Origin of the sequence: Mitsuokella jalaludinii (assembly GCF_928722185.1) — a bacterium.
Lineage (GTDB): Bacteria > Bacillota > Negativicutes > Selenomonadales > Selenomonadaceae > Mitsuokella > Mitsuokella jalaludinii.
This window is the reverse complement of the sequence record NZ_CAKMXA010000001.1, coordinates 1,129,765-1,154,486: the sequence shown is the minus strand read 5'-3', so window position 1 is coordinate 1,154,486 and position 24,722 is coordinate 1,129,765. Positions and strand designations below refer to the sequence as shown.

Genomic DNA, 24,722 nt, shown 5'->3' with positions numbered 1-24,722 from the left:
GTGGCTTTTCTGTTACAAGGTTCTCTTCTGTAATGAGGATTATTCTTTTGCATGATGTTTACAACTTGACAAGCGTGCGAGCTTGCGGTATGATATCCATACAGATTCAGTATAGTACATATGAATATGCGATATAAGTGCAATGGCGCACGCGTCGTGACAAGGGCAGACCTGTCAGAGGTCTGCCTTTTTATATGGTCTTGTATGCTGCCATCATCTTGTAAAGGGAGGAATCATCATGAAAAAAAATCTGAGCCGCATGGGGCTGCCCGTAGGCTTCCTCGTGCTCATCCTGCTGCTGTTGATACCGACACCGCCGGAACTCTCGACGGCAGGCCACCGCATGCTGGCCATCCTCGTGTTCTCCGTCATCATCTGGATGACGGAAGCTGTCGCCTATCCGGTCTCAGCGGGCATCATCATGTCGCTCATGGCCTTCCTGCTCGGCACGGCGCCTAATATGGTCAATCCGTCGAAGATGCTTGGCACGTCGGGCGCGCTCAAGATGGCCCTGGGCGGCTTTTCGAGCACGGCGTTGGCGCTCGTCGGTGCGGCGCTGCTGATTGCAGCGGCGATGATGAAGACGGGGCTCGACAAGCGCATCGCGCTCTTCGTGCTCTCGAAGATCGGCGCGAAGACGCATCACGTGCTGGCCGGTGTCATCTGCGTCGGCTTCGTCCTGAGCTTCTTCGTGCCGAGTACGACGGCCCGCGTCTCGTGCATGGTGCCGATCGTCATGGGCATCATCGCCGTCTTCGGCGTGCCGCGCAAGAGCAAGTTCGCCGCCATCATGCTGATCGCCGTCGCACAGGCCGACAGCATCTGGAACGTCGGCATCAAGACGGCTGCTGCACAGAACATGGTCGCACTCGGCTTCATCGAGAAGCAGCTCGGCACGACGATCAGCTGGCTCGACTGGTTCATCGCGGCCGCACCGTTCGCCATCATCATGAGCGTCATCCTCTACTTCGTCCTCCTGAAGCTCATGCCGCCGGAGATGGATGAAGTGCCGGGCGGCAAGGAGAAGATCGCACAGGAGCTCGCGGCGCTCGGCCCGATGAAGGCGGATGAGAAGAAGCTCATGTTCATCTCCGTCGTCCTGCTCTTCTTCTGGGCGACGGAGAAGATCGTGCACCCGTTTGACACCTCCTCGACGACGATCGTCGCCGTCACCTTGATGATGATGCCGGGCATCGGCATCATGACCTGGAAGGAAGTCCAGGAGCGCATCAACTGGGGCACGCTGCTGCTCTTCGGCGTCGGCATCAGCCTCGGCTCGGCCATCCTCTCGACGAAGGCGGGTGAGTGGATTGCCCATGTCATCGTCGAGTACTTCGGCCTCTACGATGCGACGGCGACGTTCATCATCGCCATCCTCGCGCTCTTCCTCATCCTCATCCATCTCGGCTTCGCCAGTGCGACGGCCCTGTCCTCGGCGATGATCCCGATCTGCATCTCTGTCCTGCAGGGCGCTTCGGAGAACATGACGCTCAATGTCGTCGGCATGGTCATGATCCTGCAGTACACGATCTGCTTCGGCTTTATCCTGCCGGTCAATGCGCCGCAGAACATGATCGCCTACAGCACAGATACGTTTGAGGTCAAGGACTTCATCAAGACGGGCATCCCGCTGACGATTTTCGCTTACCTGACCATCCTGCTCTTGACGAATACGTATTGGAAATGGCTCGGCCTCGTCCTCTGAGGTGCGATCTGTTCGTTTTTGAAGGCTGCCGCTTTGCGGCGGCCTTTTTGCGTGTCGGCATACTTGCAAAATACTGGCAAAGACTTTACAATATGATTGATATATGGTGCTTTTTTTGAAAAATACACTTCGGAGGACATATATGAAACGTATCTCAGTAGAACTCGTTCCACGTGACGAGGACGCTTTGCGCCAGGAGCTCGCCTTGCTCGGCAAGTTCCAGGACAAGGTCGATGTCATCAACATCCCCGACCTCCTGCGCTTCCCGATACGGAGCTGGCAGGGCGCCGCTGTCGCCAAGGAGTATTTCCCCGCTTCGATGCCGCACATCCGCGCAATGGATATCGACCTCGACAAGGAGCTCGCGATGAAGGACTATTTGCGCGCACACGATATCCGCGAGGTCCTCGTCATCGAGGGCGACCCGCCGCAGGACATGATGCATGAGGTCTACCCGACGAACAGCGTCGATGTCATCTGGAAGTTCCGCAAGGAGATGCCGGAGGTCAAGGTCTACGCCGGCATCGATCAGTACCGCGGCTCCATGGCGCAGGAGCTCTATCGCATCAAGCGCAAGCTGCAGGCAGGTGCCGCTGGCTTCTTCACACAGCCGTTCTTCGACATACGGTATCTCTCGGTCTACGCCGACATGCTGCAGGGCCTCGAGGTCTACTGGGGTATATCGCCCGTCATGAGCGCGCGCTCGCAGAGCTACTGGGAGCGCAAGAATCACGTCGTCTTCCCGCATGCCTTCGAGCCGACACTCGACTGGAGCATCGGCTTTGCGAAAGAAGTCATGGACTTCGCCGAGCGCGAGGACGCCAATGTCTACCTGATGCCGATCAAGACGAACCTCGAGGCGTACCTCGCGGGCGTTCTTGCCTGATTTATAGATAGGAGAGTTGTTATGTTCAAGATCTTGAGAAAAGAGGAATGGTCGCCGAATGTCTATGCGATGGACATCGAAGCACCGCGCGTGGCGAAGAAAGCACAGGCAGGGCAGTTCATCGTCCTGCGCGTCAATGAGGAAGGTGAGCGCATCCCCTTGACGATTGCGGATTATGACCGTGAGACGGGCAAGATCCTCATCGTGTTCCAGGCCATCGGCGCCTCGACGATGGAGCTCGCCGCCCTCGAGGCGGGTGACACCATCCTCGATTTCGTCGGGCCGCTCGGCCGTCCGTCGGAAATCGCAAAGCTCGACGGCACGATGGTCGTCGTCGGCGGCGGCATCGGCGTCGCGCCGACATATCCGATCGCGCGCGCGATGAAGGAAGCCGGCAACAAGGTCATCGCGATCATGGGCGCGAAGACGAAGGACATCCTGATCATGGAGGATGAGATGAAGGCCGTGACGGACGAGGTCCTCGTGACGACAGATGACGGCTCGTACGGCATCAAGGGGTTCGTCACGAACGCCGTGCAGGCGCTCGTCGACCGCGGCGAGAAGATTGCGCAGATCACGGCTATCGGCCCGGTCATCATGATGAAGAGCGTCGCCGATGCGACACGCGACCTCGGCATCCACACGGTCGTCTCGCTCAATCCGATCATGGTCGACGGCACGGGCATGTGCGGCGGCTGCCGCGTGACGGTCGGCGAGGAGACGAAGTTCGCCTGCGTCGACGGCCCGGAATTCGACGGCCATCTTGTCGACTTCAAGGGGCTCATGAGCCGCCAGCGCATGTATCGCGACAAAGAAGCGGTCGAGAAAGATCACGTCTGTCACATCGGACTGGGAGGAGATAAATAATGGCACTGATTCTCGAGAAACACAAGATGCCGGTACAGGACCCGGAAGTTCGTGCCCATAACTTTGAGGAAGTCGCTCTCGGCTACGACGAGGAGACGGCAGTGGCCGAGGCAGAGCGCTGCCTGCACTGCAAGGTACCACAGTGCCGCAAGGGCTGCCCTGTCTCCATCGACATCCCGACCTTCATCGGCAAGATCAAGGAGCGCGACTTCGACGGCGCCATCGCGACGATCAAGGAGTCGAATGCCCTGCCGGCCATCTGCGGCCGCGTCTGCCCACAGGAAAATCAGTGCGAGAAGCACTGCATCCTCGCGAAGCGCGGGGAGTCCGTCGCCATCGGCCGCCTTGAACGCTTCGTGGCTGACCGCGAGCTCGCTGCCGATAAAGAGGTCAAGCCAGTCGAGCGCGCAGCCGATGCGCAGAAAGTCGCCGTCATCGGTGCCGGCCCGTCCGGCCTCTCGTGCGCCGGCGACCTTGCAAAGAAAGGCTACGATGTGACGATCTTCGAGGCCCTGCACAAGGCGGGCGGCGTGCTGTCGTACGGTATCCCTGAGTTCCGCCTGCCGAAGGATACGGTCGTCAAGAAGGAGATCGAGAACATCGAGAAGCTCGGCGTCAAGATCGAGCTTGACTCGGTAGCCGGCCGCCTCTACACGGTCGATGAGCTCATGCAGGAAGAGGGCTTTGACGCCGTCTTCATCGGCACGGGCGCCGGCCTGCCGCGCTTCCAGGGCATTCCGGGCGAGAGCTTCAACGGCGTCTACTCGGCCAATGAATTCCTCACGCGCTGCAATCTCATGAAGGCCTACAAGTTCCCGGAATACGCGACGCCGATCCAGGTTGGCCGCCATGTTGCCGTCGTCGGCGGCGGCAATGTCGCGATGGATGCTGCCCGCACGGCGCTGCGCCTCGGCGCGGAGAAGGTCTCCATCATCTACCGCCGCAGTGAGGCGGAGATTCCGGCGCGCGCGGAAGAAGTTGAGCACGCCAAGGAAGAGGGCATCGACTTCCAGCTGCTGACGAACCCTGTCGAAGTGCTCGGCGATGAGAACGGCTGGGTCAAGGGCCTGCGCTGCATCCGCATGGAACTCGGTGAGCCCGACGCTTCGGGCCGACGCCGCCCGATCCCCATCGAGGGCTCGGAGTTTGACATGGAGATGGATACGGTCATCATCGCCATCGGCACGGGACCGAACCCGATCATCGCACACACGACACCTGGGCTCAAGACGACGAAGCGCGGCAACATCGAGGCCGACGAAGAGACGTGCGCGACGTCGAAGGAAGGCGTCTTTGCCGGCGGCGACATCGTCACGGGCGCAGCGACGGTCATCCTCGCGATGGGTGCCGGCCGCAAGGCTGCTGCCGCCATCGACGAATACCTCAAGAGCAAGAGAAAATGATGGACTTCACGGCAATAGACTTTGAGACGGCCACGGGTGCGCGGGATTCTGCCTGCAGTGTGGCTGTCGTGACCATCCGCGCGGGCGTGATGGTGGATTCATACTACACCTTGATCCAACCGCCCCAGAACCGGTACAGCTACTTCAACACGCAGATTCACGGGCTGTCAGAGGCCGATACGGCAGATGCCGCCGATTTTGCCGGCATCTGGCCGGAACTCGAGGCGCATCTTGCAGGGCAGCTCGTCGTCGCGCACAACGCGAAGTTTGACATGGGCGTCCTGCGCGCCTGCCTCACGCATCACGGTCTGCAGGCTCCGGTGTTCTCGTACTGCGATACCGTCGCGATTGCGCGCCGGGCCTGGCCAAACTTGGCCAACCACAAGCTCGGCACGGTCGGCGCATACCTCAACCTGCACTTCCGCCACCACGACGCCCTCGAGGATGCCAAGGCCTGTGCGGCTATCCCCATCTGCGCGGGGCGTGAGCTTGCGGATACGAGCATGGAGGCGCTCGCGCTCCATCTCGGCGTGCGCATTGTGCCGTTCCAGGCGCCTCAGGCAGTTCATGGCGGGCTCTTTGGCTGACGGTGTGTCGATATACTGGAGGATAGAGGAGGGAGTTCGATGATCCTTGTCAGTGCATGCCTTTTAGGGCACAAGGTCAAGTACAACGGCGGCAGCAACGATGACGCGCTGCTGCAGGCCTGTAGTGCGCGTGGACGCTTTGTCGCAGTCTGTCCGGAGTGCTTTGCGATGCTGCCCGTGCCGCGTCCGCCAATGGAGATCCAGTACGGCACGGGGCGCAAGCTCCTTGAGGGCAGGGCGCGGGCTGTCGACGCGACGGGCCGTGACCTGACTTCCTCCCTGCTGCTCGGCGCCCAGAAGATCCTGCGGATTGCCGAGGCGTATCGCGCAGAGGTGGCCATCCTCAAGGATGGCAGCCCGTCCTGTGGCGTCCATCGCATCTACGATGGCAGTTTCTCAGGCCGGAAGATACGCGGCGCCGGTGTGGCGACAGAGCTGCTGCGCCAGCACGGGCTGACCGTCTACTCGGAGTTCGACATGACCGAGGCGCGGCTGCAGCAATTGATTGAAGAAGACATCCGACGCGATTCCATCCGGGATTGACTGTCGATGACCGCTAGGGTCACGGATCAGCGCCATCTGGCCTGCTTATTGGCAGGTCAGATGGCGCTTTTTGATTTGTTTGATTGTTAGAAAATATGATTTTATAAAGAAAATAAATGTAAACGCTTGCAGAAACCGTTGCCACATGTTATGCTAAAAACAGTTTCAATATGAAACAAGAAGAAGGCATCGCGGGGGAATATGAGGAAACATGGACACTCATAAAAGAGCGATGCGAAACAATCACTTTTAGGGGGAGTTCAATATGAAGAAGACTCTGGTATCCGCACTCACTACGGCACTCGTTGTCGGCGCTGCAAGCACGACGTTCGCAGCTGCCAATCCGTTCTCGGATGTCCCGGCAGACCACTGGGCATACGATGCAGTATCGCAGCTCGCAGCTGACGGCATCATCGAAGGTTACGGCGACACGACGTTCCGCGGCAACCAGAACATCACGCGCTACGAGATGGCTCAGATGGTCGCGAAGGCCATGGCCAAGAGCGATGTCTCCGCTGCCGACAAGGCTTTGATCGACAAGCTCGCCGCTGAGTTTTCCGATGAGCTGAACAACCTCGGCGTCCGCGTGGCAAATCTCGAGCGCAATGCCGACAAGGTCAAGTGGAACGGCCTCGTCGAGTACACGTATACGAGCACGCGCCACGATGCAGGTACGACAGACAAAGAGCGCAAACTGAATGACAACGATCTTACGTTCCGTCTCGAGCCAAAAGCTGAGGTCAACAAGAACTGGGATGTTCATGCTCGCCTTGATGCAGATACCAAGCTTGATTCCGATAAGGGTGGCCTCTATGATGGTAAGGTTGAGCTCAAACGTGTCTGGGCTGAAGGTCACTATGACAACTTTAATGTCAAACTCGGCAAGCTGCCGAATGCCATCAACCTGCTCTCCACGACGGATGACCCGTACTCCGGCGCTGCTGTGACGTTTGGCAATGACCTCAAGGTCACGCTTGAAGCTGGCCGCCTTGATGCGACGCAGTTCATTGATATGGGGCGCGATATCAAAGGACAGTGGAAAGATAACATCTTTAAAGATGACGATGATACGGTTAACTTCCAGGCCATCAACCTCGGCTACGCCAAGGACAAGTTCTACGGCAACACGGGCTATGAGCATATGGATGGTGCAACGCTCGACACGGATAAACTCGTAAAGCCGTACACGAATGACAACGATAAGGAGTACAAGGCCAACATCTGGTTTGCAAACGCTGGCTACCGCTTCGACCACAACAGCTTCTTCAAGGCAGAGTACGCGAAGAACACGAAGGCTGACAACTACGACGATGCCTACAGCTTCGAGTACGACTACAAGGGCGCACAGCAGCAGAACAAGGGCAGCTGGGGCATGTACCTCGCTTACCGCAACCTCGGCCAGTACGCAGCTCCGTGGTCGACGTACGGCGATGGTGTCGATGGCGGCCAGAAGGGCTGGGAGGTCGGCACGGGCTACACGCTGTTCAAGAACGTACAGCTCTTCGCCAAGTACTTCAACGGCAAGGACATCGCAGCTGACAAAGATGCCGAGAAGCTCTTCGGCCGTGTCGATGTATTCTTCTGATACAGGCTTCCTGTGACGATAAAGAGACAGCTCCTAGCGGGCTGTCTTTTTTTGTGGGAAACCGCATAAAAAATGCTTGCATTCTATCAGATCATCCAGTATAATAATACAAGTCGATACGTGAGTATCCGATTATTCCTCATTCCTCGATAGCTCAGCCGGTAGAGCACCTGACTGTTAATCAGGCTGTCGCAGGTTCGAATCCTGCTCGAGGAGCCAATGGCGCCATCGTCAAGCGGTTAAGACACCGCCCTTTCACGGCGGGTTCATGGGTTCGAATCCCATTGGCGTCACCATTCGGGCGATTAGCTCAGCTGGGAGAGCGCTTGCCTTACAAGCAAGATGTCAGCAGTTCGATCCTGTTATCGCCCACCATCTTAGAAACATAGCTGCCGCAAGGCAGCTTTTTTTGTTAAGCAAAGCAGGGGGTGTATCATGAACACGGAGAAACGGCGCGAAGCGTTGATGAAGCGCCTGCGGGAAGCCAGCCAGCCATTGACGGGCACGAAGCTCGCGCGCACACTCGGCGTCAGCCGCCAGATCATCGTCGGCGATATCAGCATCTTGCGCGCAGAGGGCGCGCAGATCTTCGCGACGCCGCGCGGCTACATCATGCCAGAGGATGCGAAAGACCACGATATCAAGGCGACAATCGTCTGCCGCCACAATGCGGCTGATATGGAGAAAGAGCTGCAGGCCGTCGTCGACAACGGCGGCGCGGTGCTCGATGTCATCGTCGAGCATCCCGTCTACGGCGCGATACGAGGCGATCTCTTCGTCGAGAGCCGCCGCGATGTCCGGCGTTTCTTGACGAAGATGCAGAAGTGCCAGGCCAATCCCCTGCTCGTCGTGACGGGCGGCATCCACATGCACACGATACGCGTGCCCGATGAGGATGCACTCAAGGCCATCGAGCATGACCTCAGGGACCTGGGCATCCTCGTCGATGAATCGGACCATGAAGGAGAGAACTGATACGGTCTGTAATCCTTGGATGAACAATTGCAACGCTGGATAGATGTGTAGTATAATAGAAACATTGATTCTATCGGGATTTTTATGGGAATCCCTGAGATAAAGGAGATGAGTGGTGTGAAGGAACTGCTCAAGGAAATGCACAGCTGGATGGATGCCTACATGAAGTCCTTCCATACCGATGATGAGGAGGTCATGCAGGGCATCCGCATCAAGGAGCTTCACACGGGATATGTGACCTCGATTGCGGTGCAGCTTGCGAAGCACCTGCAGCTTTCGGAGCACGATGCCCAGCTTGCTGAGATCATGGGCCTCTTCCACGATGTCGGGCGCTTCCGCCAGTACAGCCTCTACAAGACGTTCAACGATGCCGAGTCGGAAGACCATGCCGACCTCGGCCTCAAGGTCTTGTCGGAGCTCGATTTCATGAAGAAACTCGCGCCTGGAGACGAAGCGCTCGTGCGCTTTGCCATCGGCCGCCACAACAAGAAGGAGATCGGCCCTGCGCCGAGCGAGAAGGCACTGCTCTTCGCGAAGCTCCTGCGCGATGCCGACAAGCTCGACATCTACCGCGTGCTCTCGCCGTTCTTGGGCCCTGAGGGCGCGGACAAGGCGCCGAAGTTCATCGCCTCGGATGCGAGTCAGCTCGTCAGTCCCGATTTCATCGAGGCGTTCAAAGAAGGGCGGCAGGCGGATTACCGCAAGCTGCGCACGCATGGTGATCGCAAGCTCGTGCGCCTGCTCTGGGTCTATGACATCAACTTCAGCTGGACGCTCCGCGAGATTGTCAAGCGCGGCTACATCGACCGCATCATCCACTACCTGCCGGACCAGCCGGGCATGGCGGAGGGCATCGCGCGCCTGCGCGCCTATGTGGAGAAGCGGTGTTCGCAGATGGACGAAGTGAAGTGCTGATATCATAGAGGATGGCACAGCAGGCATGCATAGATAACCGGTAGTAGTAGATTCCTTTTCGGCAGAGTTCAGCAGAGAAGGATAGAGATAAGGAGAGGATCCAGATGGCAGAAAAGATCACGATGACGCCGAATTTCATTCAGAACATGATCGAAGAAGACCTCAAGAACGGCAAGTACACGGAGGGCATCCACACGCGCTTCCCGCCGGAGCCGAATGGCTACCTGCACATCGGCCATGCGAAGTCGATCTGCCTGAACTTCGGCCTGGCAGAGTACAACCACGGTCTCTGCAACCTGCGCTTCGATGACACGAATCCGACGAAGGAGGATACGGAGTACGTCGACTCCATCCAGGAGGACATCCGCTGGCTCGGCTTCAGCTGGGGCAACCGCAAGTTCTATGCGTCGGACTACTTCGATAAGCTCTACGACTTCGCGGTCACGCTGATCAAGAAGGGGCTCGCCTACGTCGATGACCTCTCTGCTGAGGAGATCAAGGCGTACCGCGGCACGCTGACGGAGCCGGGCAAGGAGAGCCCGTACCGCAACCGCAGCGTCGAGGAGAATCTCGACCTCTTCGCGCGCATGAAGGCGGGCGAATTTGCCGACGGCACGAAAGTGCTGCGCGCGAAGATCGACATGGCGTCGCCGAACCTCGTCATGCGCGACACGGTCATCTACCGCATCGCACACGTCAAGCATCACCGTACGGGAGACAAGTGGTGCATCTACCCGATGTACGACTTTGCCCATCCGCTTTCCGATGCCATCGAGGGCATCACGCACTCCGTCTGCACGCTGGAATTTGAGGAGCACCGCCCGTTCTACGACTGGCTGCTCGACTCCCTGGACTTTGATCCGAACACGCGTCCGCGCCAGATCGAGTTCGCGCGCCTCAATCTCACGAACACGGTGACGAGCAAGAGGAAGCTCCGCCAGCTCGTCGAAGAGGGCTATGTGCGCGGTTGGGATGACCCGCGCATGCCGACCATCTCTGGTCTGCGCCGCCGCGGCTACACGCCGGCCGCCATCCGCAACTTCTGCAAGGAGATCGGTGTGGCAAAGGCCGACAGCATCGTCGATGTCTCCATGCTCGAGCACGAAGTGCGTGCGGACCTCAATGAGAATGCAGACCGCGTCATGGCGGTGCTCCACCCGCTGAAAGTCGTCATCACGAATTATCCGGAGGACAAGGAAGAGTGGCTGCTTGCCGACAACAATCCGGTTCATGGTGGCCATCGTTTCGTGCCGTTTTCCCGCACGCTCTACATCGAGCAGGAGGACTTCATGGAAGAGCCGCCCAAGAAGTACTTCCGCCTCAAGCCGGGTGGAGAGGTACGCCTCAAGCACGCCTACATCATCAAGTGCGAGGAAGTCGTCAAGGACGCAGAGGGCAATGTCGTCGAGCTCCACTGCACGGCAGACCTTGACTCCAAGACGGGCGGCAAGACGGCCGGCCGCAAGGTCAAGGGCACGATCCACTGGGTGGCCGAGAAGACGGCCCTTCCGGCAGAAGTGCGCCTCTATGACTATCTCATCGAGACGGATGAGAACGGCAATGTACCGAAGGACTTCATCGCGGCGCTCAACAAGGATTCGCTCGAAGTCATCGACAATGCGTGGATCGAGCCGTCCGTGAAGCTCACGGCTGCTGGCACGCACTACCAGTTCCTGCGCGTCGGCTACTTCGTCGTCGACCCGGATACGACGCCTGACCACCTCGTGTTCAACCGCGTCGTCGGCCTGCGCGACAGCTGGGCAAAAGTCAACAAGTAATCCTGTATTCTGCAGAAGGTGAACACATGTCAAAGATACCCAAGAATCTGTCCGACAAGGACATGTTCAAAGATTATGTAGAAGATACATCGATAGAAGACCGCTTCCGCGCGGCCGAGAAGAAAGCGGAGAAGAAGGCGAAGGAGTCGGTGGAAGCACCTGCCGACTTCCTGCGCGCCGGCTTCACGCCGCAGCTCACGGAGGAACTTGCCCGGGCGCTCTTGCAGCTCAAGATGGAGCTCTACCGCGAGGATGTCAAGAATTATACCTTCCAGATCAAGCGCGATGGGGAGAAAATCGTGCTGATCCCGAAGTATAAGAAATAAAGGGAAGTTTTTTAGGGAAAGAAGTGGATTCTATTGGTTAGCACAACGACAGCAGCCGTCGTCATCTTCGTGGCTGCTTACGCGTTGATCATTTCGGAAAAGGTTCATCGCACGATTGTCGGCATCGTCGGCGCCATGCTCATGATCCTGTTTGGTGTGCTCGATCAGGAGACGGCCATCCGTCACATTGATTTCAACACACTGGGCCTACTCATGGGCATGATGATCATCGTCAACATCACGAGCGAGACGGGACTCTTCAACTTCCTGGCCATCTGGTCGGCCAAGAAGGTCAAGGCGCGCCCGATTGCTCTGCTCGTCGCGCTCTCAGCGCTGACGATGGTCTGCTCGGCATTCCTCGACAACGTCACGACGGTCCTTCTGACCGTGCCAATCACGTTCAGCATCACGGCGCAGCTCAAGGTTGACGTCAAGCCGTACCTGATCTCGCAGATCCTGTCTTCGAATATCGGCGGCACGGCGACGCTGATCGGCGACCCGCCGAACATCATGATCGGCAGCGCTGTCGGCCTGAACTTCGTGGACTTCCTTGCGAACCTCTCGGGCATCGCGGTCCTGATCTTCATCCTCGTAGAACTCGTGCTCATCGCGATCTATGGCAAGGAGCTCCACACGCAGCCGGATCTCCAGGAGAAGGTCATGCGCCTCAATGCCAAGAGCCAGATCGCCAATCCGAAGCTGTTGAAGAAATGTCTCTTCGTCATCGCGCTGACCATCGGTCTCTTCGTCGTGCACGGCTATCTCGGCTTGCAGACGGCAACGGCTGCGCTTTCAGGCGCCGGCCTCCTGCTCCTCATCACTTACACGCGCAATGAGGGCATGATCACGAAGGTTCTCTCGAAGATTGAGTGGACGGCCATCTTCTTCTTCGCTGGCCTCTTCGTCCTCGTCGGCGCTCTCGTCGAGACGGGCGTCATCAAGGTGCTCGCCGCTGAGGCCATCAAGCTGACGAATGGCAGTGTCAATGCGACGGCTATGCTGATTCTCTGGATGAGCGCCTTTGCCTCGGCCTTCATCGACAACATCCCGTTCGTTGCGACGCTGATCCCGCTGATCCAGGATATGGGTCAGATGGGGCTCTCGAACCTCGACCCGATGTGGTGGTCGCTGGCCCTCGGTGCCTGCCTCGGCGGCAACGGCACGCTGATCGGTGCGAGCGCAAATGTCGTCGTCGCTTCGATGGCGGCACAGCGCGGCAAGCAGATCTCCTTCCTGGGCTTCATGAAGATCGCCTTCCCAATCATGATCATGACGATCGCGATCTCGAGCGTCTACGTCTGGATCCGCTATCTGCTCTGATCTTTGCTGAGTTATACACAAAATCCCCATCATCCTCTGTGGATGATGGGGATTCTTTGCATTGGTGTGATGGATTAGATCTTGCTCTTGCCGACCTTGTCGAACGTCTCGAGGATCGAGGCTTCCGGCACACGGTCAAGCCAGCTGACGGCCCAGATGGCGATCGTGGAGAACAGGAAGCCCGGCACGATCTCGTAGAGACCGAAGAGTGCGTACTGCTTCCAGACGAGGACGGTGACACCGCCGACGATGATGCCGACGAGCACGCCGTACTTTGTCGTGTGGCGCCAGAAGAGGCTCATCAGGAGAGCCGGCCCGAAGGCGGCGCCGAAGCCGGCCCAGGCGTAGGACACCATGTCGAGGATGAAGTTGTTCGGGTTGAGCCCGAGGAAAATCGCGAGGCTCGCGATGACGAGGACGCTCGCGCGAGAGATCCAGACGAGCTCCTTCTGCTCGGCGTCCTTGCGCAGCAGCGTGCGGTAGAAGTCCTGTGCGAAGGCAGAGGCCGCGACGAGGAGCTGCGAAGAGGCCGTGCTCATGATGGCCGCGAGGACGGCCGAGAGGATGAGGCCCGTGGCGATTGGCGGGAAGAGCTCGTTTGTCATGACGAGGAAGACCGTCTCAGATGCCGTTCCCTCGAGCGGCGTCGTCAGGTAGACGCGACCGACCATGCCGACGGCGACAGCCGCAGCGAGCGAGAGGATGACCCAGGTCATGGCGATGTGCGTGGCCTGCTTGACTTCCTTCGAGGTACGGATGGCCATGAAGCGCACGAGGATGTGCGGCTGGCCAAAGTAGCCGATGCCCCAGGCGAGCAGCGAGATGAGCTCGATGGCGTTCATCGTGGAGCCGTCCGGCTTCGTCAGCGGCTCGAGCATCGTGCTCTGCACGTGCTGGATGGCCGTGACGGTCGACTCGAAGCCGCCGCACTGCATCGCAGCGCAGATCGGCACGACGAGGATGGCGAAGAACATCATGACGCCCTGGATGAAGTCCGTGCGCGAGACGGCGAGGAAGCCGCCGACGAGCGTGTAGAAGACGACGGAGCCGGCACCGATGAAGATGGCGTACTCATAGGGGATGCCGAAGACCGTCTCGAAGAGGCGGCCCGCCGAGACGAAGCCCGACGAGGTGTAGATGACGAAGAAGATCAGGATGAAGATGGCCGGCACGATGCGCAGCAGGCCGCTCTTGTCGTGGAAGCGGTTCTGCAGGAACTCCGGCAGCGTCAGGGAGTTGTTGGCGAGCTCCGTGTACTTGCGCAGGCGCGCGGCGACGAAGTGCCAGTTGGCCCAGGTGCCGATGGCGATGCCGATGGCAATCCAGCCGGCGTTGAGGCCGGCGAGATAAGCGTAGCCCGGCACACCCATGAGCATCCAGCCGCTCATATCTGAGGCTTCGGCGGAGAGTGACGTGACCCAGGCACCGAGCTTGCGGTTGCCGAGGAAGTAGTCACTCATGTTGCGTGTGCGGCGGTAGTAATACACGCCGATGGCCATCATGAAACCGATGTAGAGCACAAACGTGTTGATGATGGCAAGATCATGAGTCAAAATGAATCCCCCATTTCCTTTTTCGCGGAATTAAGTTTACAAGAATAGTTCAATTATATGGGAAGACGGCAGGGTATTGCAATACTTATTTGTATAGAAGGTATAAAAATAAGACATTGTGTGCGTTTTTTTTGCGAAAATCGATAAAAATGCTTGCAATCGCATGGTATATCCCGTATAATACATAAGGTTTGAACGCAGGTGGTGGCCCGGACGTGCGCAAGGCGGGGCCAAGGTCAACTGCGCTCTTTTGCTGTGCACAGATTTTGTTGAATGAGTTGAGATATCGGATGAATCCATATGGGGGGCATTTCCATGAAGAAATACGATGTGGCGATTGTCGGCGGCGGCCCCGCCGGCGTCATGGCAGCTTATGAACTGGTGGAGAAGAAGCCGGGACTCCACGTCATCGTCTTCGAGAGCGGCAAGGACATCTACCACCGCGTCTGCCCGATCTCGGCGGGCAAGGTCAAGAGCTGCATCGGCTGCAAGCCGTGCAGCATCATGCGCGGCTTCGGCGGTGCCGGTGCGTTCTCGGATGGCAAGTACAACTTCACGACGAAGTTCGGCGGCTGGCTCAACGAGTATCTGCCGGACGAGGAGGTCATGGAGCTCATCGACTACGTCGACAAGATCAACATGAAGCACGGCGCACCATCGCAGGTCTTCTCGACGAAGAACTCCGACATCGGCCGCCTGGCCCTGCAGCACGACCTGCATCTCCTGAGCGCCAGCGTGCGCCATCTCGGGACAGAGAACAATCTGCGCATGCTCGAGCAGACGTACGAGTACCTGAAGGAGAAGGTGGAGTTCCGCTTTGAGTGTCCCGTCGCCCACATCGAGTCGGACGGCCAGGGCGACAATATGCTCGAGCTCGCAAATGGCGAGAAAATCGAGGCGGACTTCCTCGTCATCGCGCCGGGCCGCGCTGGAGCGGAGTGGTTCTCCAATGAGTGCAACCGTCTCGGCATCGAGCAGGAGAACAATCGCGTCGACGTCGGCGTGCGCGTCGAGGTGCCGGATGAGGTATGGAACGATATCACGAGCCAGGTCTACGAGGCAAAGCTGCTCTACCGTACGAAGCAGTACGGCGACTTTGTGCGCACGTTCTGCATGAACCCGCATGGCCACGTCGTCATGGAGAACACGGACGGCATCGTGACGGTCAACGGTCATTCGTACAGTGATCCAAAGCTCCAGAGCCATAATACGAACTTCGCGCTGCTCGTCTCGAATCACTTCACGGAGCCCTTCAAGGCGCCGCATCAGTACGGCAAGCGCATCGCGTCGTTCTCAAACATGCTCGGCGGCGGCATCATCGTGCAGCGCTACGGCGATCTCATCAAGGGCCGCCGCACGAATGCGCACCGACTGAGCAAGAGTTTCACGAAGCCGACGCTCGCGGCGACGCCGGGCGATCTCTCGCTCGTGCTGCCGAAGCGTCACCTCGACAACATCATCGAGATGATCCAGGCGCTCAACTACGTGGCGCCGGGCATGACGAACGATGACACGCTGCTCTACGGCGTCGAGGTCAAGTTCTACAGCGCCCGCGTCGTCCTGACAAACCAGCTCGAGACGAAGCTGCGCAATGTCTTCGCGACGGGCGACGGCGCCGGCGTCACGCGTGGCCTCTCGCAGGCCGGCGCCAGCGGTGTCTACGTGGCGCGCCAGATTCTCGCGCGCATGTGACGCAAGATGGGATATGCCAGGAAGGCGCTCTGCAGGCGCCTCCTGGCATAAAATTTTTAGTTGGCAAGGCTCGACGGTTTGGTCTATAATGATATACAATGTATAGAAAGGGGCAGGCGGATGAGTGAGAAGAAACCGGTCATCGTGAAGGTCAGGGGCTCCTGGCAGGATGCGCAGGGGCAGAAGGACAGCGTCCGCACCATTGCGAAGGGCCATCATTATTTCCATCGCGGCAAGCACTACGTGATCTATGAAGATGATGCTGTGCAAGACGGCAAAGACGGTTCGGAAGGCTCGAGAGTCTCGACCGTCCTCAAGATCGGCGGCGGTACGATGACGCTCTTGCGCAAGGGCGCTCTTGAACAGGAGCAGCGCTTCGAGAAGGGGCGCGAGCATACGAGCATCTACCGCACGCCGTACGGCAACATCGACCTCTCCGTCCGCACGGAGGCGCTGTCCGTCGATTACGGCGAAGTGGCGGGGCGCATCGACATCCGTTACGGTCTCTGGGTCAACGGAGCCTTCCAGAGCCAGAACCGCCTGCATATCGAGATCGAAGAAGACCATGGCCTCTGAGCTTCTCGGGGACCTTTGGCCGGACTGTTGGCGTGCCGGATGTGCGCGCAGGAATAGGAGGAACACTTTTGGAAATCAAAGACATATTGACAGGGGCCATTGAACAGGCCGCTAAAGATGCCATCCAGGAAGGCGCTCTGCCGGAAGGCCAGCTGCCTCAGATCGTCCTGGAGGTGCCGCCAACGAAAGAGTTCGGCGACTTTGCGACAAACTTCGCCATGCAGTCGGCCCGCGTCTTCCATCGGAATCCGCGCCAGATTGCCGAAGAACTCGCCAAGCGCATCAAGGGAGACTGGCTCGATCACACGCAGATCGCAGGGCCGGGTTTCCTGAACTTCTACCTCAAGGGCAATGTGCTCTACGATTCCTTCCAGAAGATCCTGGAGGCCGGGGAGTCTTTCGGCAACCTGCCGAAGCTCGATCATCCGAAGATCCAGGTCGAGTACGTCAGCGCCAATCCGACAGGCCTGCTGCACGTCGGCCATGGCCGTGGCGCAGCTGCCGGCTCGGCTCTCGTGAACCTGCTGCGCGCAGCTGGTTATCCGGTCGAGAGCGAGTACTACATCAACGATGCCGGCAACCAGATGAACAACCTCGCGCGCTCCGTCAATGCGCGCTACCTCGAGCTGCTCGGCCAGGAGGTCACGTTCCCGGAGGACGGCTACCACGGCCAGGACATCATCGACACGGCGCAGCGCATCATCGACCGCGACGGCGACAAGTACCTCGCGCTCAGTGAGGAAGATCGCCTCGATATCTTCAAGGACCTCGCCTACCACGAGAAGCTGGCCATCCTCAAGGAGGACCTCGAGCGCTTCCACGTGACGTTCGACAAGTGGTTCAGCGAGCGCACGCTCCACCCGGATGCGGTGCGCAAGGTTGTCGAGATTCTCAAGGAGAAGGGCGATATCTACGAGAAGGACGGTGCCCTCTGGCTCAAATCGACGGCGTACGGCGACGACAAGGATCGCGTCGTCATCCGCGACAACGGCGTGCCGACGTATCTCGCGGCCGATATCGCCTATCACCACAACAAGTACGAGCGCGGCTTTGACCGCCTCATCAACATCTGGGGCGCCGATCATCACGGCTACGTCTGCCGCGTCAAGGCTGCCATGCAGGCGCTCGGCCACAATCCGGAGAAGCTCACCGTGCTGCTCTTGCAGATGGTCAGCCTCTACCGCGGCGGCGAGCTCGTCAAGATGAGCAAGCGCACGGGCCAGAGCGTCACCTTGAATGAGCTCATGGAAGAAGTCGGCACAGACGCCGCACGCTATTTCTTCCTCATGCGCTCGCTCGACAGCCAGCTCGACTTTGACCTCGACCTCGCCAAGAAGAAGTCGAACGACAACCCGGTCTACTACATCCAGTATGCGCACGCCCGCATCTGCAGCATCTTCCGCCAGGCGCAGGAGACAAAGCTTGTGCTCGGCAAGGCACCGAAGCTCGACCTCTTGACGGATGAGAGTGAAGTCGCCCTGATCAAGAAGATCGAGGAGTACCCGGAAGAGGTCAAGAAGGCTGCTGACGACTACGCGCCGCAGCGCATCGCGCGCTACAGCTACGACCTTGCGGCGCTGTTCCACAGCTTCTACAACAAGTGCCGCATTATGGGCGTCGACCACGACCTCGCGGAGGCACGCCTCGCGCTCGTCACGGTCACAGCGCATGTCATCCGCCACAGCCTCGGCATCCTCGGCGTATCGGCACCGGAACACATGTGAGTTTGGATTGATTACGCATTTTGCGAAGGGAGATATAGAAATGGATTTTCTGAAAAGCTCGGAAGTTGATGTAGCGTACTACATCTTGACGCAGTCGGGGGAGAAAATGTACTACAAGGATCTCGTCCTCGACGTTATCGAGAAGACGCACAAGCCGGTGCAGTCGCTGTCGGCTGCCATCTCGGAAGTCTACACGCTCATCAACATGGACAGCCGCTTCCACTATGAAGGCGAAGGCCAGTGGGGGCTGACGGAATGGAATCCGCCAGAGGTCAAGCGCTCCCATTCCAGCCGCTCGACGTCTGGCTCGAGCAAGGCCGCAGCCAAGGCCAGCAGCAACCGCAAGAAGAAACTCGAGAGCATCCAGGAATAATCGATGGATTGACATCCCCATGCGATTCGGGGTAGAATAGTCAACATGTGTTTCAAAGAACAAGCAGGAGGCAGTTCCATGGCAAAGTATATTTTCGTTACCGGTGGCGTTGTTTCTTCTCTGGGCAAGGGCATCACGGCCGCATCGCTCGGCCGTCTCCTCAAGAGCCGGGGAATCAAGGTCACGATCCAGAAATTCGATCCGTATATCAACATCGATCCGGGCACGATGAGTCCTTACCAGCACGGCGAGGTCTTTGTCACGGATGATGGTGCGGAGACGGACCTCGATCTCGGCCACTACGAGCGCTTCATTGACATCAACCTGACGAAGAACTCCAACATCACGACGGGCAAGGTCTACTGGTCGGTCCTCAACAAGGAGCGCAAGGGCGAGTACCTCGGCTCGACGGTGCAGGTCATCCCGCACATCACGAACGAGATCAAGCAGAAGGTCTACGACGTGGCAAAGGCTGACGGCGCTGATGTCGTCATCACGGAGATCGGCGGCACGGTCGGCGATATCGAGAGCCAACCGTTCCTCGAGGCCATCCGCCAGGTCAAGAAGGAAGTCGGCCCGAACGATACGCTCTACATCCATGTCACGCTCCTGCCGTACATCTCGGCAGCTGGCGAGCTCAAGACGAAGCCGACGCAGCACAGCGTCAAGGAGCTGCGCGCCATCGGCATCCAGCCGGACATCCTCGTCTGCCGCACGGAGAAGACGATCTCCAAGGAGATGAAGGACAAGATTGCCATGTTCTGCGACGTGCAGCCGGAAGCTGTCATCGAGAACCGTACCGCGTCGACAATCTACGAAGTTCCGTTGATGATGCAGAAGGAAGGTCTCGACAAGATCGCGCTCAAGAAGCTCAACATGGACTACGGTCCGGCTGACATGAGCGAGTGGGAGAAGATGGTCTATAAGATCAACCACCCGCAGAAGCGCGTCAAGATCGCCGTCGTCGGCAAGTATGTCGAGCTGCCGGACGCCTACATCTCCGTGACGGAGGCCCTGCATCACGGCGGCATTGCCAATGATGCGCAGGTCAAGATCAACTGGGTCAACGCAGAGGAAATCGAAGAGAATCCGGATATGGACCTCGATGAAGTCTTCGTGGGCTGCAAGGGCATCCTCGTGCCGGGCGGCTTCGGCAGCCGCGGCGTCGAGGGCAAGATTAAGGCCATCCAGTACGCGCGCGAGCACAAGATCCCGTTCCTTGGCCTCTGCCTCGGCATGCAGTGCGCCGTCATCGAGTTTGCCCGCCATGTCTGCGGCATGGAGGATGCGCATTCGACAGAGTTCGATCCGGAGACGACGCATCCTGTCATCTCGCTGATGGAATCGCAGCAGGGCATCGAGAAGAAGGGCGGCACGATGCGCCTCGGTTCGTATCCCTGCACGCTCGCCAATGGCACGCATGCAAAGGAAGCGTACGGCACGAACCTCATCCATGAGCGTCATCGCCATCGTTTCGAGTTCAACAATGAATTCCGCGGCGCCCTGCAGGAGAAGGGACTGGTCATCGCCGGCACTCTGCCGGATGACAGCCTCGTCGAGATGATCGAGGTCAAGGATCATCCGTGGTTCGTCGCCACGCAGGCACATCCGGAGCTCAAGTCGCGCCCGAACAACCCGCATCCGCTGTTCCGCGACTTCCTCAAGGCCGCTCTTGCTCAGTAAAACAGCATGACGATAGAGAAGACCCGCATTGCCGGGTCTTTTTGACGTGAATCGCATGGAATGGCATGATGCACCGAATGACATGAAGGATGATTGTATGAATGCATTATTTACCGCGATGCTGCAGGACGGAGCCCTGCAGCGCCTGCGGGAGAACACGCAGGGCGAGCCGCGCGAAGCCCTGATCTACGGGCTCGGCGGCTCACAGAAGCACGCCGCTGTCGCTGCCTGCTACGCTTCAATGCCGCAGATGATGGCCATCATCTGCCACTCGTCGGAGACGCTCTCCGATTGGAAGGAGGACCTCAGGCTGCTGCTCCCGAAGGTCACCATCGTCGAACTGCCGGAGGTCGATACGTTTGACGTCAAGGCGGCGGCCAAGAGCCAGGAGCGGGCCGCCAGGCGCATGGAGGTGCTTGGCCGCCTCGTGCGCGGCGAGCATGTCATCGTGCTCGCGCGCACGGAAGCAGCCGTGCAGAAGGGCATGGGCCGCAATGAATTCATGCGGCTCTCGCTCTCGCTGCGCATGGGCGACGTCCTGCCGCGCGAGGACCTCTTGGAGCGCCTCGTCGACCTTGGCTACGAGCACGCGGAGGAGGTCGAGCGCGTCGGACAGTTCAGCGTGCGCGGCGGCATCGTCGACATCTTTGCCATCAATGCGGCTGAGCCGGTGCGCGTCGAGTACTTCGACGACGAGATCGACTCGCTGCGTGAATTCGACCTCGACTCGAAGCGCTCGACCAAGAACATCGGCGCGGCGACCATCATGCCGCTGGCACAGACGGACGATTCGGGCCGGCCAGAACTCTTCCTCTCGTACCTCGAGGGGAAGGGGACTGTCTTCTTCGATGAGCCGACGCGCGTCCGCGACACGATCCGCACGATGGTGCGCGAGAACCCGGACATCAAGGGCAAGATCTTCAGCTGGGAGGAACTCTTGGAAGCCGCGCGCGCCAACCGCGTCGTCTACCTGGCACTCCTCTTGCAGCAGGTGCCGGGCGCTGTGCCCGTTGAGACGATCGGCGTGACGGCAACGACGATGACGCCGTTCCGTCGCCAGATGGACCTCTTGGAGAACGAGGCCAATCGCTGGCTCGCGCAGAAGCAGCGCGTGCTCGTGCTGCTCGGCGATAGGGAGAAGGCGAACAGCCTGCGTGAGTTCTTCGCGCACCGCCGCATCCCGTCTCTCATCGAGGGCGCAGCAGAGCCTCTCCATGACAATGCCATCAACATCCGCCGCGGGGCCCTGCTCACGGGCTTCGAGATGGCGTCCGCGCGCCTCGTCGTCGTGACGGAGAAGGACATCTTCGGCCGCCACAAGCGCCACACGGCTGTCCGCAAGCACAGCGACTACGGCGAGAAGATCTCGCATTTTCGCGACATCAAGCCGGGCGACTACGTCGTGCACGAGAGCCACGGTATCGGCAAGTACCTCGGCGTCGAGACGCTCGATGTCGGCGGCATCCACAAGGACTACCTGCACATCCAGTACGCGGGCGACGACAAGCTCTTCGTGCCGACGGACCAGGTCGGCCTCTTGCAGAAGTACATCGGCTCGGAGGGCGATGTGCCGCGCCTGCACCGCATGGGCGGCACGGAGTGGGTCAAGGCCAAGGCGCGCGCCAAGAAGTCGGTCGAGGACATCGCGCAGAAGCTCATCGAGATCTACGCGAAGCGCAAGGAGGCCAAAGGCCATGCCTTCCCGCCGGACGATGTGAGCCAGCGCGAGTTCGAGGACGCATTCCCCTACGAGGAGACGGAAGACCAGTTGCGCGCCATCGCGGAAATCAAGGCGGACATGGAGAAAGAGAAGCCCATGGACCGCTTGCTCTGCGGCGACGTCGGCTTCGGCAAGACGGAAGTCGCCATACGTGCGGCTTACAAGGCGGCCATGGACGGCAAGCAGGTGGCCGTGCTCGTGCCGACGACCGTCCTCGCGCAGCAGCATTACCAGACGTTTACGACGCGCTTCAACGGCTTTGCGCCGGTCATCGATGTCATCTGCCGCTTCCGCACGGCGAAGCAGCAGAAGGAGACCATCGAGAAGGTGCGCCTCGGCCGGGTGGACATCCTCATCGGCACGCATGCCATCCTCAACCAGAACAAGGTCAAGTGGAAGGACCTTGGTCTCTTGATCGTCGACGAGGAACAGCGCTTCGGCGTTAAGCAGAAGGACAAGATCCGCAAGCTCGCCGCCGGCATCGACGTCCTGACGCTCTCGGCAACGCCGATACCGCGCACGCTCCACATGTCGCTCGTCGGCGCGCGCGATATGAGCATCATCGAGACGCCGCCGGCCGAGCGCTTCCCCGTGCAGACGTACGTTGTCGAGAACAACGACACGATCCTCGCGAACGCCATCAAGCGTGAGATGAGGCGCGGCGGGCAGGTCTACTTCATCTACAATCGCGTTGACACCATCGACCGCATGCGCGACCACATCGAATCGCTCGTGCCCGAGGCGCGGATCCAGACGGCACATGGCCAGATGCCCGAGGAACTGCTCGAGCACGTCATGATGGACTTCTACGAGGGCGATTACGACATCCTGCTCGCGACGAGCATCGTCGAGAACGGCCTCGACGTCGCCAATGCCAACACGATCATCGTCTACAACGCCGACCACTTCGGCCTGTCGCAGCTCTATCAGATGCGAGGGCGCGTCGGCCGCTCGCATCACATGGCCTTTGCGTACTTTGTCTATCAGGCGGACAAGATCCTGACGGAGACGGCCGAGAAGCGCCTGCAAGCCATGAAGGAGTTCGCCGAGCTCGGCGCGGGCTTCAAGATCGCCATGCGCGACCTCGAGATACGCGGCGCGGGCAATCTGCTCGGTGCCCAGCAGCACGGTCACATTGCCAGCGTCGGCTTCGAGATGTACTGCAAGCTCCTCGAAGAGGCCGTAGAGCGATTGCAGAGCGGCAAGGCGCCTGAGGAAGCACCGCCGGAGCCTGTCATCGACCTGCAGACGGAAGCCTACATCGATGGCGGCTTCATCACAGACGCCATGCACAAGATCGAGATCTACCAGCGCATCGCGGCCATCCGCAGCAATGAGGAGCTACGGAGCCTGCTCGATGAGCTCATCGACCGCTTCGGCGACCCGACGAAGCCGGTCATGCACCTCTTGGAGGTCGCGCGCATCAAGAACTACGCGCGCGACCTCGGCATCCGTGCCATCAAGGAGATGCCGCTGGCGCTTGACATCTACTTCCTGCCAGAAAAACGCATGCCGGCCAAGGGGATGCTCGCACTTGCCAACCTCTTTGGCAAGCGCATGCGGAGCCTGCCTGAAAAGAACGGGCTGCGCTTTGCGCTCAGTGACCGATACAAGAAGAACATCACGAATTTCGTCACGCGCGTGCTCATGATCGCTGCCGGTGACGATGAGGCGCTCGAGGCAAAGGCCAGGGAAAAGGCCGGCGCCATCAAGAAGAGTCAGAAGGGAAAGGAAAGAGAGACAGAATGAAACAGCCAAAGATCACCGTAGTCGGACTTGGCCCGGGCCGCTTCGGCCTCATTACATTGGAATCCTGGCAGACTATGCAGGCGGCAGAGCATCTCGTACTGCGCACGCGCATCCATCCGACCGTCGCAGAGATCGAGAAGCGCGGCCTGACGTTCTCGTCATACGACGGCTTCTACGAAGAAGCGCCGGATTTTGAGACGCTCTACCGTCATATCGCTGAAGATCTGCTGCGGCGCGCAACTGAGCAGGGCGACCTCGTCTACGCCGTGCCCGGCAGCCCGCTCGTCGCCGAGCGCACCGTCGTGCTGCTGCGCGAACTCGCGAAGGAGACGGATACCGCCGTCGACATCCTGCCCGGCATGAGCTTCGTCGAGGTCATGTACACGCGCCTCGGCATCGACCCCATCGAGGGCCTGACGATACTCGATGCAGAGGATGTCAGCACGCTCAAGGAGCGCCCGGCCCAGTCGCTCGTCATCACGCAGGTCTACGATTCCATCATCGCCTCGGACACGAAGCTCATGCTCATGGAGTTCTATCCCGACGAGTACGAGGTCACCTACATCCACAATCTCGCCCTGCCCGACGAATCCATCCGGAAGATTCCGCTCTACGAGCTCGACCGCCAGAAGGATGTCGACCATCTGACGAGTCTCTTTGTGCCAGCACAATGAGCCGAAACGCGCCTGTTCGCGGTTATTTTTCCGAAAACCCTTGATTTTTCAAGGGTTTTCTGCTAAATTTTGATAAGCAGGCAGGATA

General features: G+C 59.2%; 20 protein-coding genes and 3 tRNA genes. 22 read left to right on the top strand and 1 reads right to left on the bottom strand.

Annotated features, from left to right (window positions below; genetic code table 11):
• Positions 1 to 238 precede the first annotated feature (238 nt).
• From QDI87_RS05435 to QDI87_RS05365, 15 genes are all read left to right on the top strand, one after another.
• The gene (locus tag QDI87_RS05435; protein WP_270527807.1) at positions 239 to 1,705 is read left to right on the top strand and encodes a DASS family sodium-coupled anion symporter; all 1,467 of its coding nucleotides are present in this window, start codon (positions 239 to 241) and stop codon (positions 1,703 to 1,705) included.
• Positions 1,706 to 1,847: 142 nt separating this feature from the next.
• Positions 1,848 to 2,591 carry a methylenetetrahydrofolate reductase gene (locus QDI87_RS05430; protein WP_055159952.1) on the top strand — a complete coding sequence of 248 codons (744 nt, stop codon included), beginning with the start codon at positions 1,848 to 1,850 and terminating at the stop codon, positions 2,589 to 2,591.
• Positions 2,592 to 2,612: 21 nt separating this feature from the next.
• Positions 2,613 to 3,458, top strand: coding sequence for a sulfide/dihydroorotate dehydrogenase-like FAD/NAD-binding protein (locus QDI87_RS05425; RefSeq protein ID WP_036373917.1), 846 nt, complete (start codon positions 2,613 to 2,615; stop codon positions 3,456 to 3,458).
• Positions 3,458 to 4,861 carry an NADPH-dependent glutamate synthase gene (gene gltA / locus QDI87_RS05420; RefSeq protein WP_036373915.1) on the top strand — a complete coding sequence of 468 codons (1,404 nt, stop codon included), beginning with the start codon at positions 3,458 to 3,460 and terminating at the stop codon, positions 4,859 to 4,861. Before QDI87_RS05425 ends, gltA begins: the two co-directional genes overlap by 1 nt.
• Positions 4,858 to 5,448 (top strand): 3'-5' exonuclease, encoded by a 591-nt coding sequence (locus tag QDI87_RS05415; protein ID WP_036373913.1) that lies wholly within the window; start codon positions 4,858 to 4,860, stop codon positions 5,446 to 5,448. The genes gltA and QDI87_RS05415 overlap by 4 nt, the downstream gene beginning before the upstream one ends.
• 39 nt (positions 5,449 to 5,487) lie before the next feature.
• Positions 5,488 to 5,991: a DUF523 domain-containing protein gene (locus QDI87_RS05410; protein ID WP_036373911.1), complete on the top strand. Its 504-nt coding sequence runs from the start codon at positions 5,488 to 5,490 to the stop codon at positions 5,989 to 5,991.
• Between the two features lie 265 nt (positions 5,992 to 6,256).
• Entirely contained in the window at positions 6,257 to 7,576 is a 1,320-nt protein-coding gene (locus QDI87_RS05405) for an S-layer homology domain-containing protein (RefSeq protein ID WP_036373903.1), read from the top strand.
• Between the two features lie 143 nt (positions 7,577 to 7,719).
• Positions 7,720 to 7,795, top strand: a tRNA-Asn gene (locus QDI87_RS05400).
• Positions 7,796 to 7,797: 2 nt separating this feature from the next.
• Positions 7,798 to 7,872: transfer RNA gene (locus tag QDI87_RS05395), tRNA-Glu, on the top strand.
• Between the two features lie 3 nt (positions 7,873 to 7,875).
• Positions 7,876 to 7,951 (top strand) — tRNA-Val (locus QDI87_RS05390).
• Positions 7,952 to 8,011: 60 nt separating this feature from the next.
• On the top strand, positions 8,012 to 8,551 hold the full coding sequence (locus QDI87_RS05385; protein WP_036373900.1) for a transcription repressor NadR: 540 nt from the start codon (positions 8,012 to 8,014) through the stop codon (positions 8,549 to 8,551).
• A gap of 117 nt (positions 8,552 to 8,668) precedes the next feature.
• The gene (locus QDI87_RS05380) at positions 8,669 to 9,466 is read left to right on the top strand and encodes an HD domain-containing protein (RefSeq protein ID WP_036373897.1); all 798 of its coding nucleotides are present in this window, start codon (positions 8,669 to 8,671) and stop codon (positions 9,464 to 9,466) included.
• Between the two features lie 104 nt (positions 9,467 to 9,570).
• Complete coding sequence (locus QDI87_RS05375; RefSeq protein WP_036373894.1) at positions 9,571 to 11,244, top strand: glutamine--tRNA ligase/YqeY domain fusion protein; 1,674 nt, start codon at positions 9,571 to 9,573, stop codon at positions 11,242 to 11,244.
• A gap of 26 nt (positions 11,245 to 11,270) precedes the next feature.
• Positions 11,271 to 11,570: a hypothetical protein gene (locus QDI87_RS05370; protein ID WP_036373891.1), complete on the top strand. Its 300-nt coding sequence runs from the start codon at positions 11,271 to 11,273 to the stop codon at positions 11,568 to 11,570.
• Between the two features lie 33 nt (positions 11,571 to 11,603).
• On the top strand, positions 11,604 to 12,890 hold the full coding sequence (locus QDI87_RS05365) for an ArsB/NhaD family transporter (RefSeq protein ID WP_278742472.1): 1,287 nt from the start codon (positions 11,604 to 11,606) through the stop codon (positions 12,888 to 12,890).
• Between the two features lie 74 nt (positions 12,891 to 12,964).
• Here the strand turns inward: QDI87_RS05365 and putP are convergent, their stop codons facing one another.
• The gene (putP, locus tag QDI87_RS05360; RefSeq protein WP_036373885.1) at positions 12,965 to 14,443 is read right to left on the bottom strand and encodes a sodium/proline symporter PutP; all 1,479 of its coding nucleotides are present in this window, start codon (positions 14,441 to 14,443) and stop codon (positions 12,965 to 12,967) included.
• Positions 14,444 to 14,758: 315 nt separating this feature from the next.
• Here putP and QDI87_RS05355 point away from each other — a divergent pair, with 315 nt between their 5' ends.
• From QDI87_RS05355 to QDI87_RS05325, 7 genes are all read left to right on the top strand, one after another.
• Positions 14,759 to 16,135: an NAD(P)/FAD-dependent oxidoreductase gene (locus QDI87_RS05355; protein ID WP_278742469.1), complete on the top strand. Its 1,377-nt coding sequence runs from the start codon at positions 14,759 to 14,761 to the stop codon at positions 16,133 to 16,135.
• A gap of 120 nt (positions 16,136 to 16,255) precedes the next feature.
• Positions 16,256 to 16,711 carry a DUF1934 domain-containing protein gene (locus tag QDI87_RS05350; protein WP_278742468.1) on the top strand — a complete coding sequence of 152 codons (456 nt, stop codon included), beginning with the start codon at positions 16,256 to 16,258 and terminating at the stop codon, positions 16,709 to 16,711.
• A gap of 68 nt (positions 16,712 to 16,779) precedes the next feature.
• Positions 16,780 to 18,435 (top strand): arginine--tRNA ligase, encoded by a 1,656-nt coding sequence (gene argS / locus QDI87_RS05345; protein WP_278742467.1) that lies wholly within the window; start codon positions 16,780 to 16,782, stop codon positions 18,433 to 18,435.
• 40 nt (positions 18,436 to 18,475) lie between these two features.
• Positions 18,476 to 18,808, top strand: a complete 333-nt coding sequence (rpoE, locus tag QDI87_RS05340) for a DNA-directed RNA polymerase subunit delta (protein ID WP_036373872.1) — start codon at positions 18,476 to 18,478, stop codon at positions 18,806 to 18,808.
• A 78-nt stretch (positions 18,809 to 18,886) separates the two neighbouring features.
• Positions 18,887 to 20,491, top strand: a complete 1,605-nt coding sequence (locus tag QDI87_RS05335) for a CTP synthase (RefSeq protein WP_278742465.1) — start codon at positions 18,887 to 18,889, stop codon at positions 20,489 to 20,491.
• Positions 20,492 to 20,588: 97 nt separating this feature from the next.
• Positions 20,589 to 23,960: a transcription-repair coupling factor gene (mfd, locus tag QDI87_RS05330; RefSeq protein WP_278742462.1), complete on the top strand. Its 3,372-nt coding sequence runs from the start codon at positions 20,589 to 20,591 to the stop codon at positions 23,958 to 23,960.
• Entirely contained in the window at positions 23,957 to 24,634 is a 678-nt protein-coding gene (locus tag QDI87_RS05325) for an SAM-dependent methyltransferase (RefSeq protein WP_278742460.1), read from the top strand. Before mfd ends, QDI87_RS05325 begins: the two co-directional genes overlap by 4 nt.
• Positions 24,635 to 24,722: the final 88 nt, after the last annotated feature.

Coding starts and splice junctions, on each gene's coding strand:
- QDI87_RS05435 (WP_270527807.1), top strand. CDS start 239: ATGAAAAAAAATCTGAGCCGCATGGGGCTGCCCGTAGGCTTCCTCGTG.
- QDI87_RS05430 (WP_055159952.1), top strand. CDS start 1,848: ATGAAACGTATCTCAGTAGAACTCGTTCCACGTGACGAGGACGCTTTG.
- QDI87_RS05425 (WP_036373917.1), top strand. CDS start 2,613: ATGTTCAAGATCTTGAGAAAAGAGGAATGGTCGCCGAATGTCTATGCG.
- gltA (WP_036373915.1), top strand. CDS start 3,458: ATGGCACTGATTCTCGAGAAACACAAGATGCCGGTACAGGACCCGGAA.
- QDI87_RS05415 (WP_036373913.1), top strand. CDS start 4,858: ATGATGGACTTCACGGCAATAGACTTTGAGACGGCCACGGGTGCGCGG.
- QDI87_RS05410 (WP_036373911.1), top strand. CDS start 5,488: ATGATCCTTGTCAGTGCATGCCTTTTAGGGCACAAGGTCAAGTACAAC.
- QDI87_RS05405 (WP_036373903.1), top strand. CDS start 6,257: ATGAAGAAGACTCTGGTATCCGCACTCACTACGGCACTCGTTGTCGGC.
- QDI87_RS05385 (WP_036373900.1), top strand. CDS start 8,012: ATGAACACGGAGAAACGGCGCGAAGCGTTGATGAAGCGCCTGCGGGAA.
- QDI87_RS05375 (WP_036373894.1), top strand. CDS start 9,571: ATGGCAGAAAAGATCACGATGACGCCGAATTTCATTCAGAACATGATC.
- QDI87_RS05370 (WP_036373891.1), top strand. CDS start 11,271: ATGTCAAAGATACCCAAGAATCTGTCCGACAAGGACATGTTCAAAGAT.
- QDI87_RS05355 (WP_278742469.1), top strand. CDS start 14,759: ATGAAGAAATACGATGTGGCGATTGTCGGCGGCGGCCCCGCCGGCGTC.
- QDI87_RS05350 (WP_278742468.1), top strand. CDS start 16,256: ATGAGTGAGAAGAAACCGGTCATCGTGAAGGTCAGGGGCTCCTGGCAG.
- rpoE (WP_036373872.1), top strand. CDS start 18,476: ATGGATTTTCTGAAAAGCTCGGAAGTTGATGTAGCGTACTACATCTTG.
- QDI87_RS05335 (WP_278742465.1), top strand. CDS start 18,887: ATGGCAAAGTATATTTTCGTTACCGGTGGCGTTGTTTCTTCTCTGGGC.
- mfd (WP_278742462.1), top strand. CDS start 20,589: ATGAATGCATTATTTACCGCGATGCTGCAGGACGGAGCCCTGCAGCGC.
- QDI87_RS05325 (WP_278742460.1), top strand. CDS start 23,957: ATGAAACAGCCAAAGATCACCGTAGTCGGACTTGGCCCGGGCCGCTTC.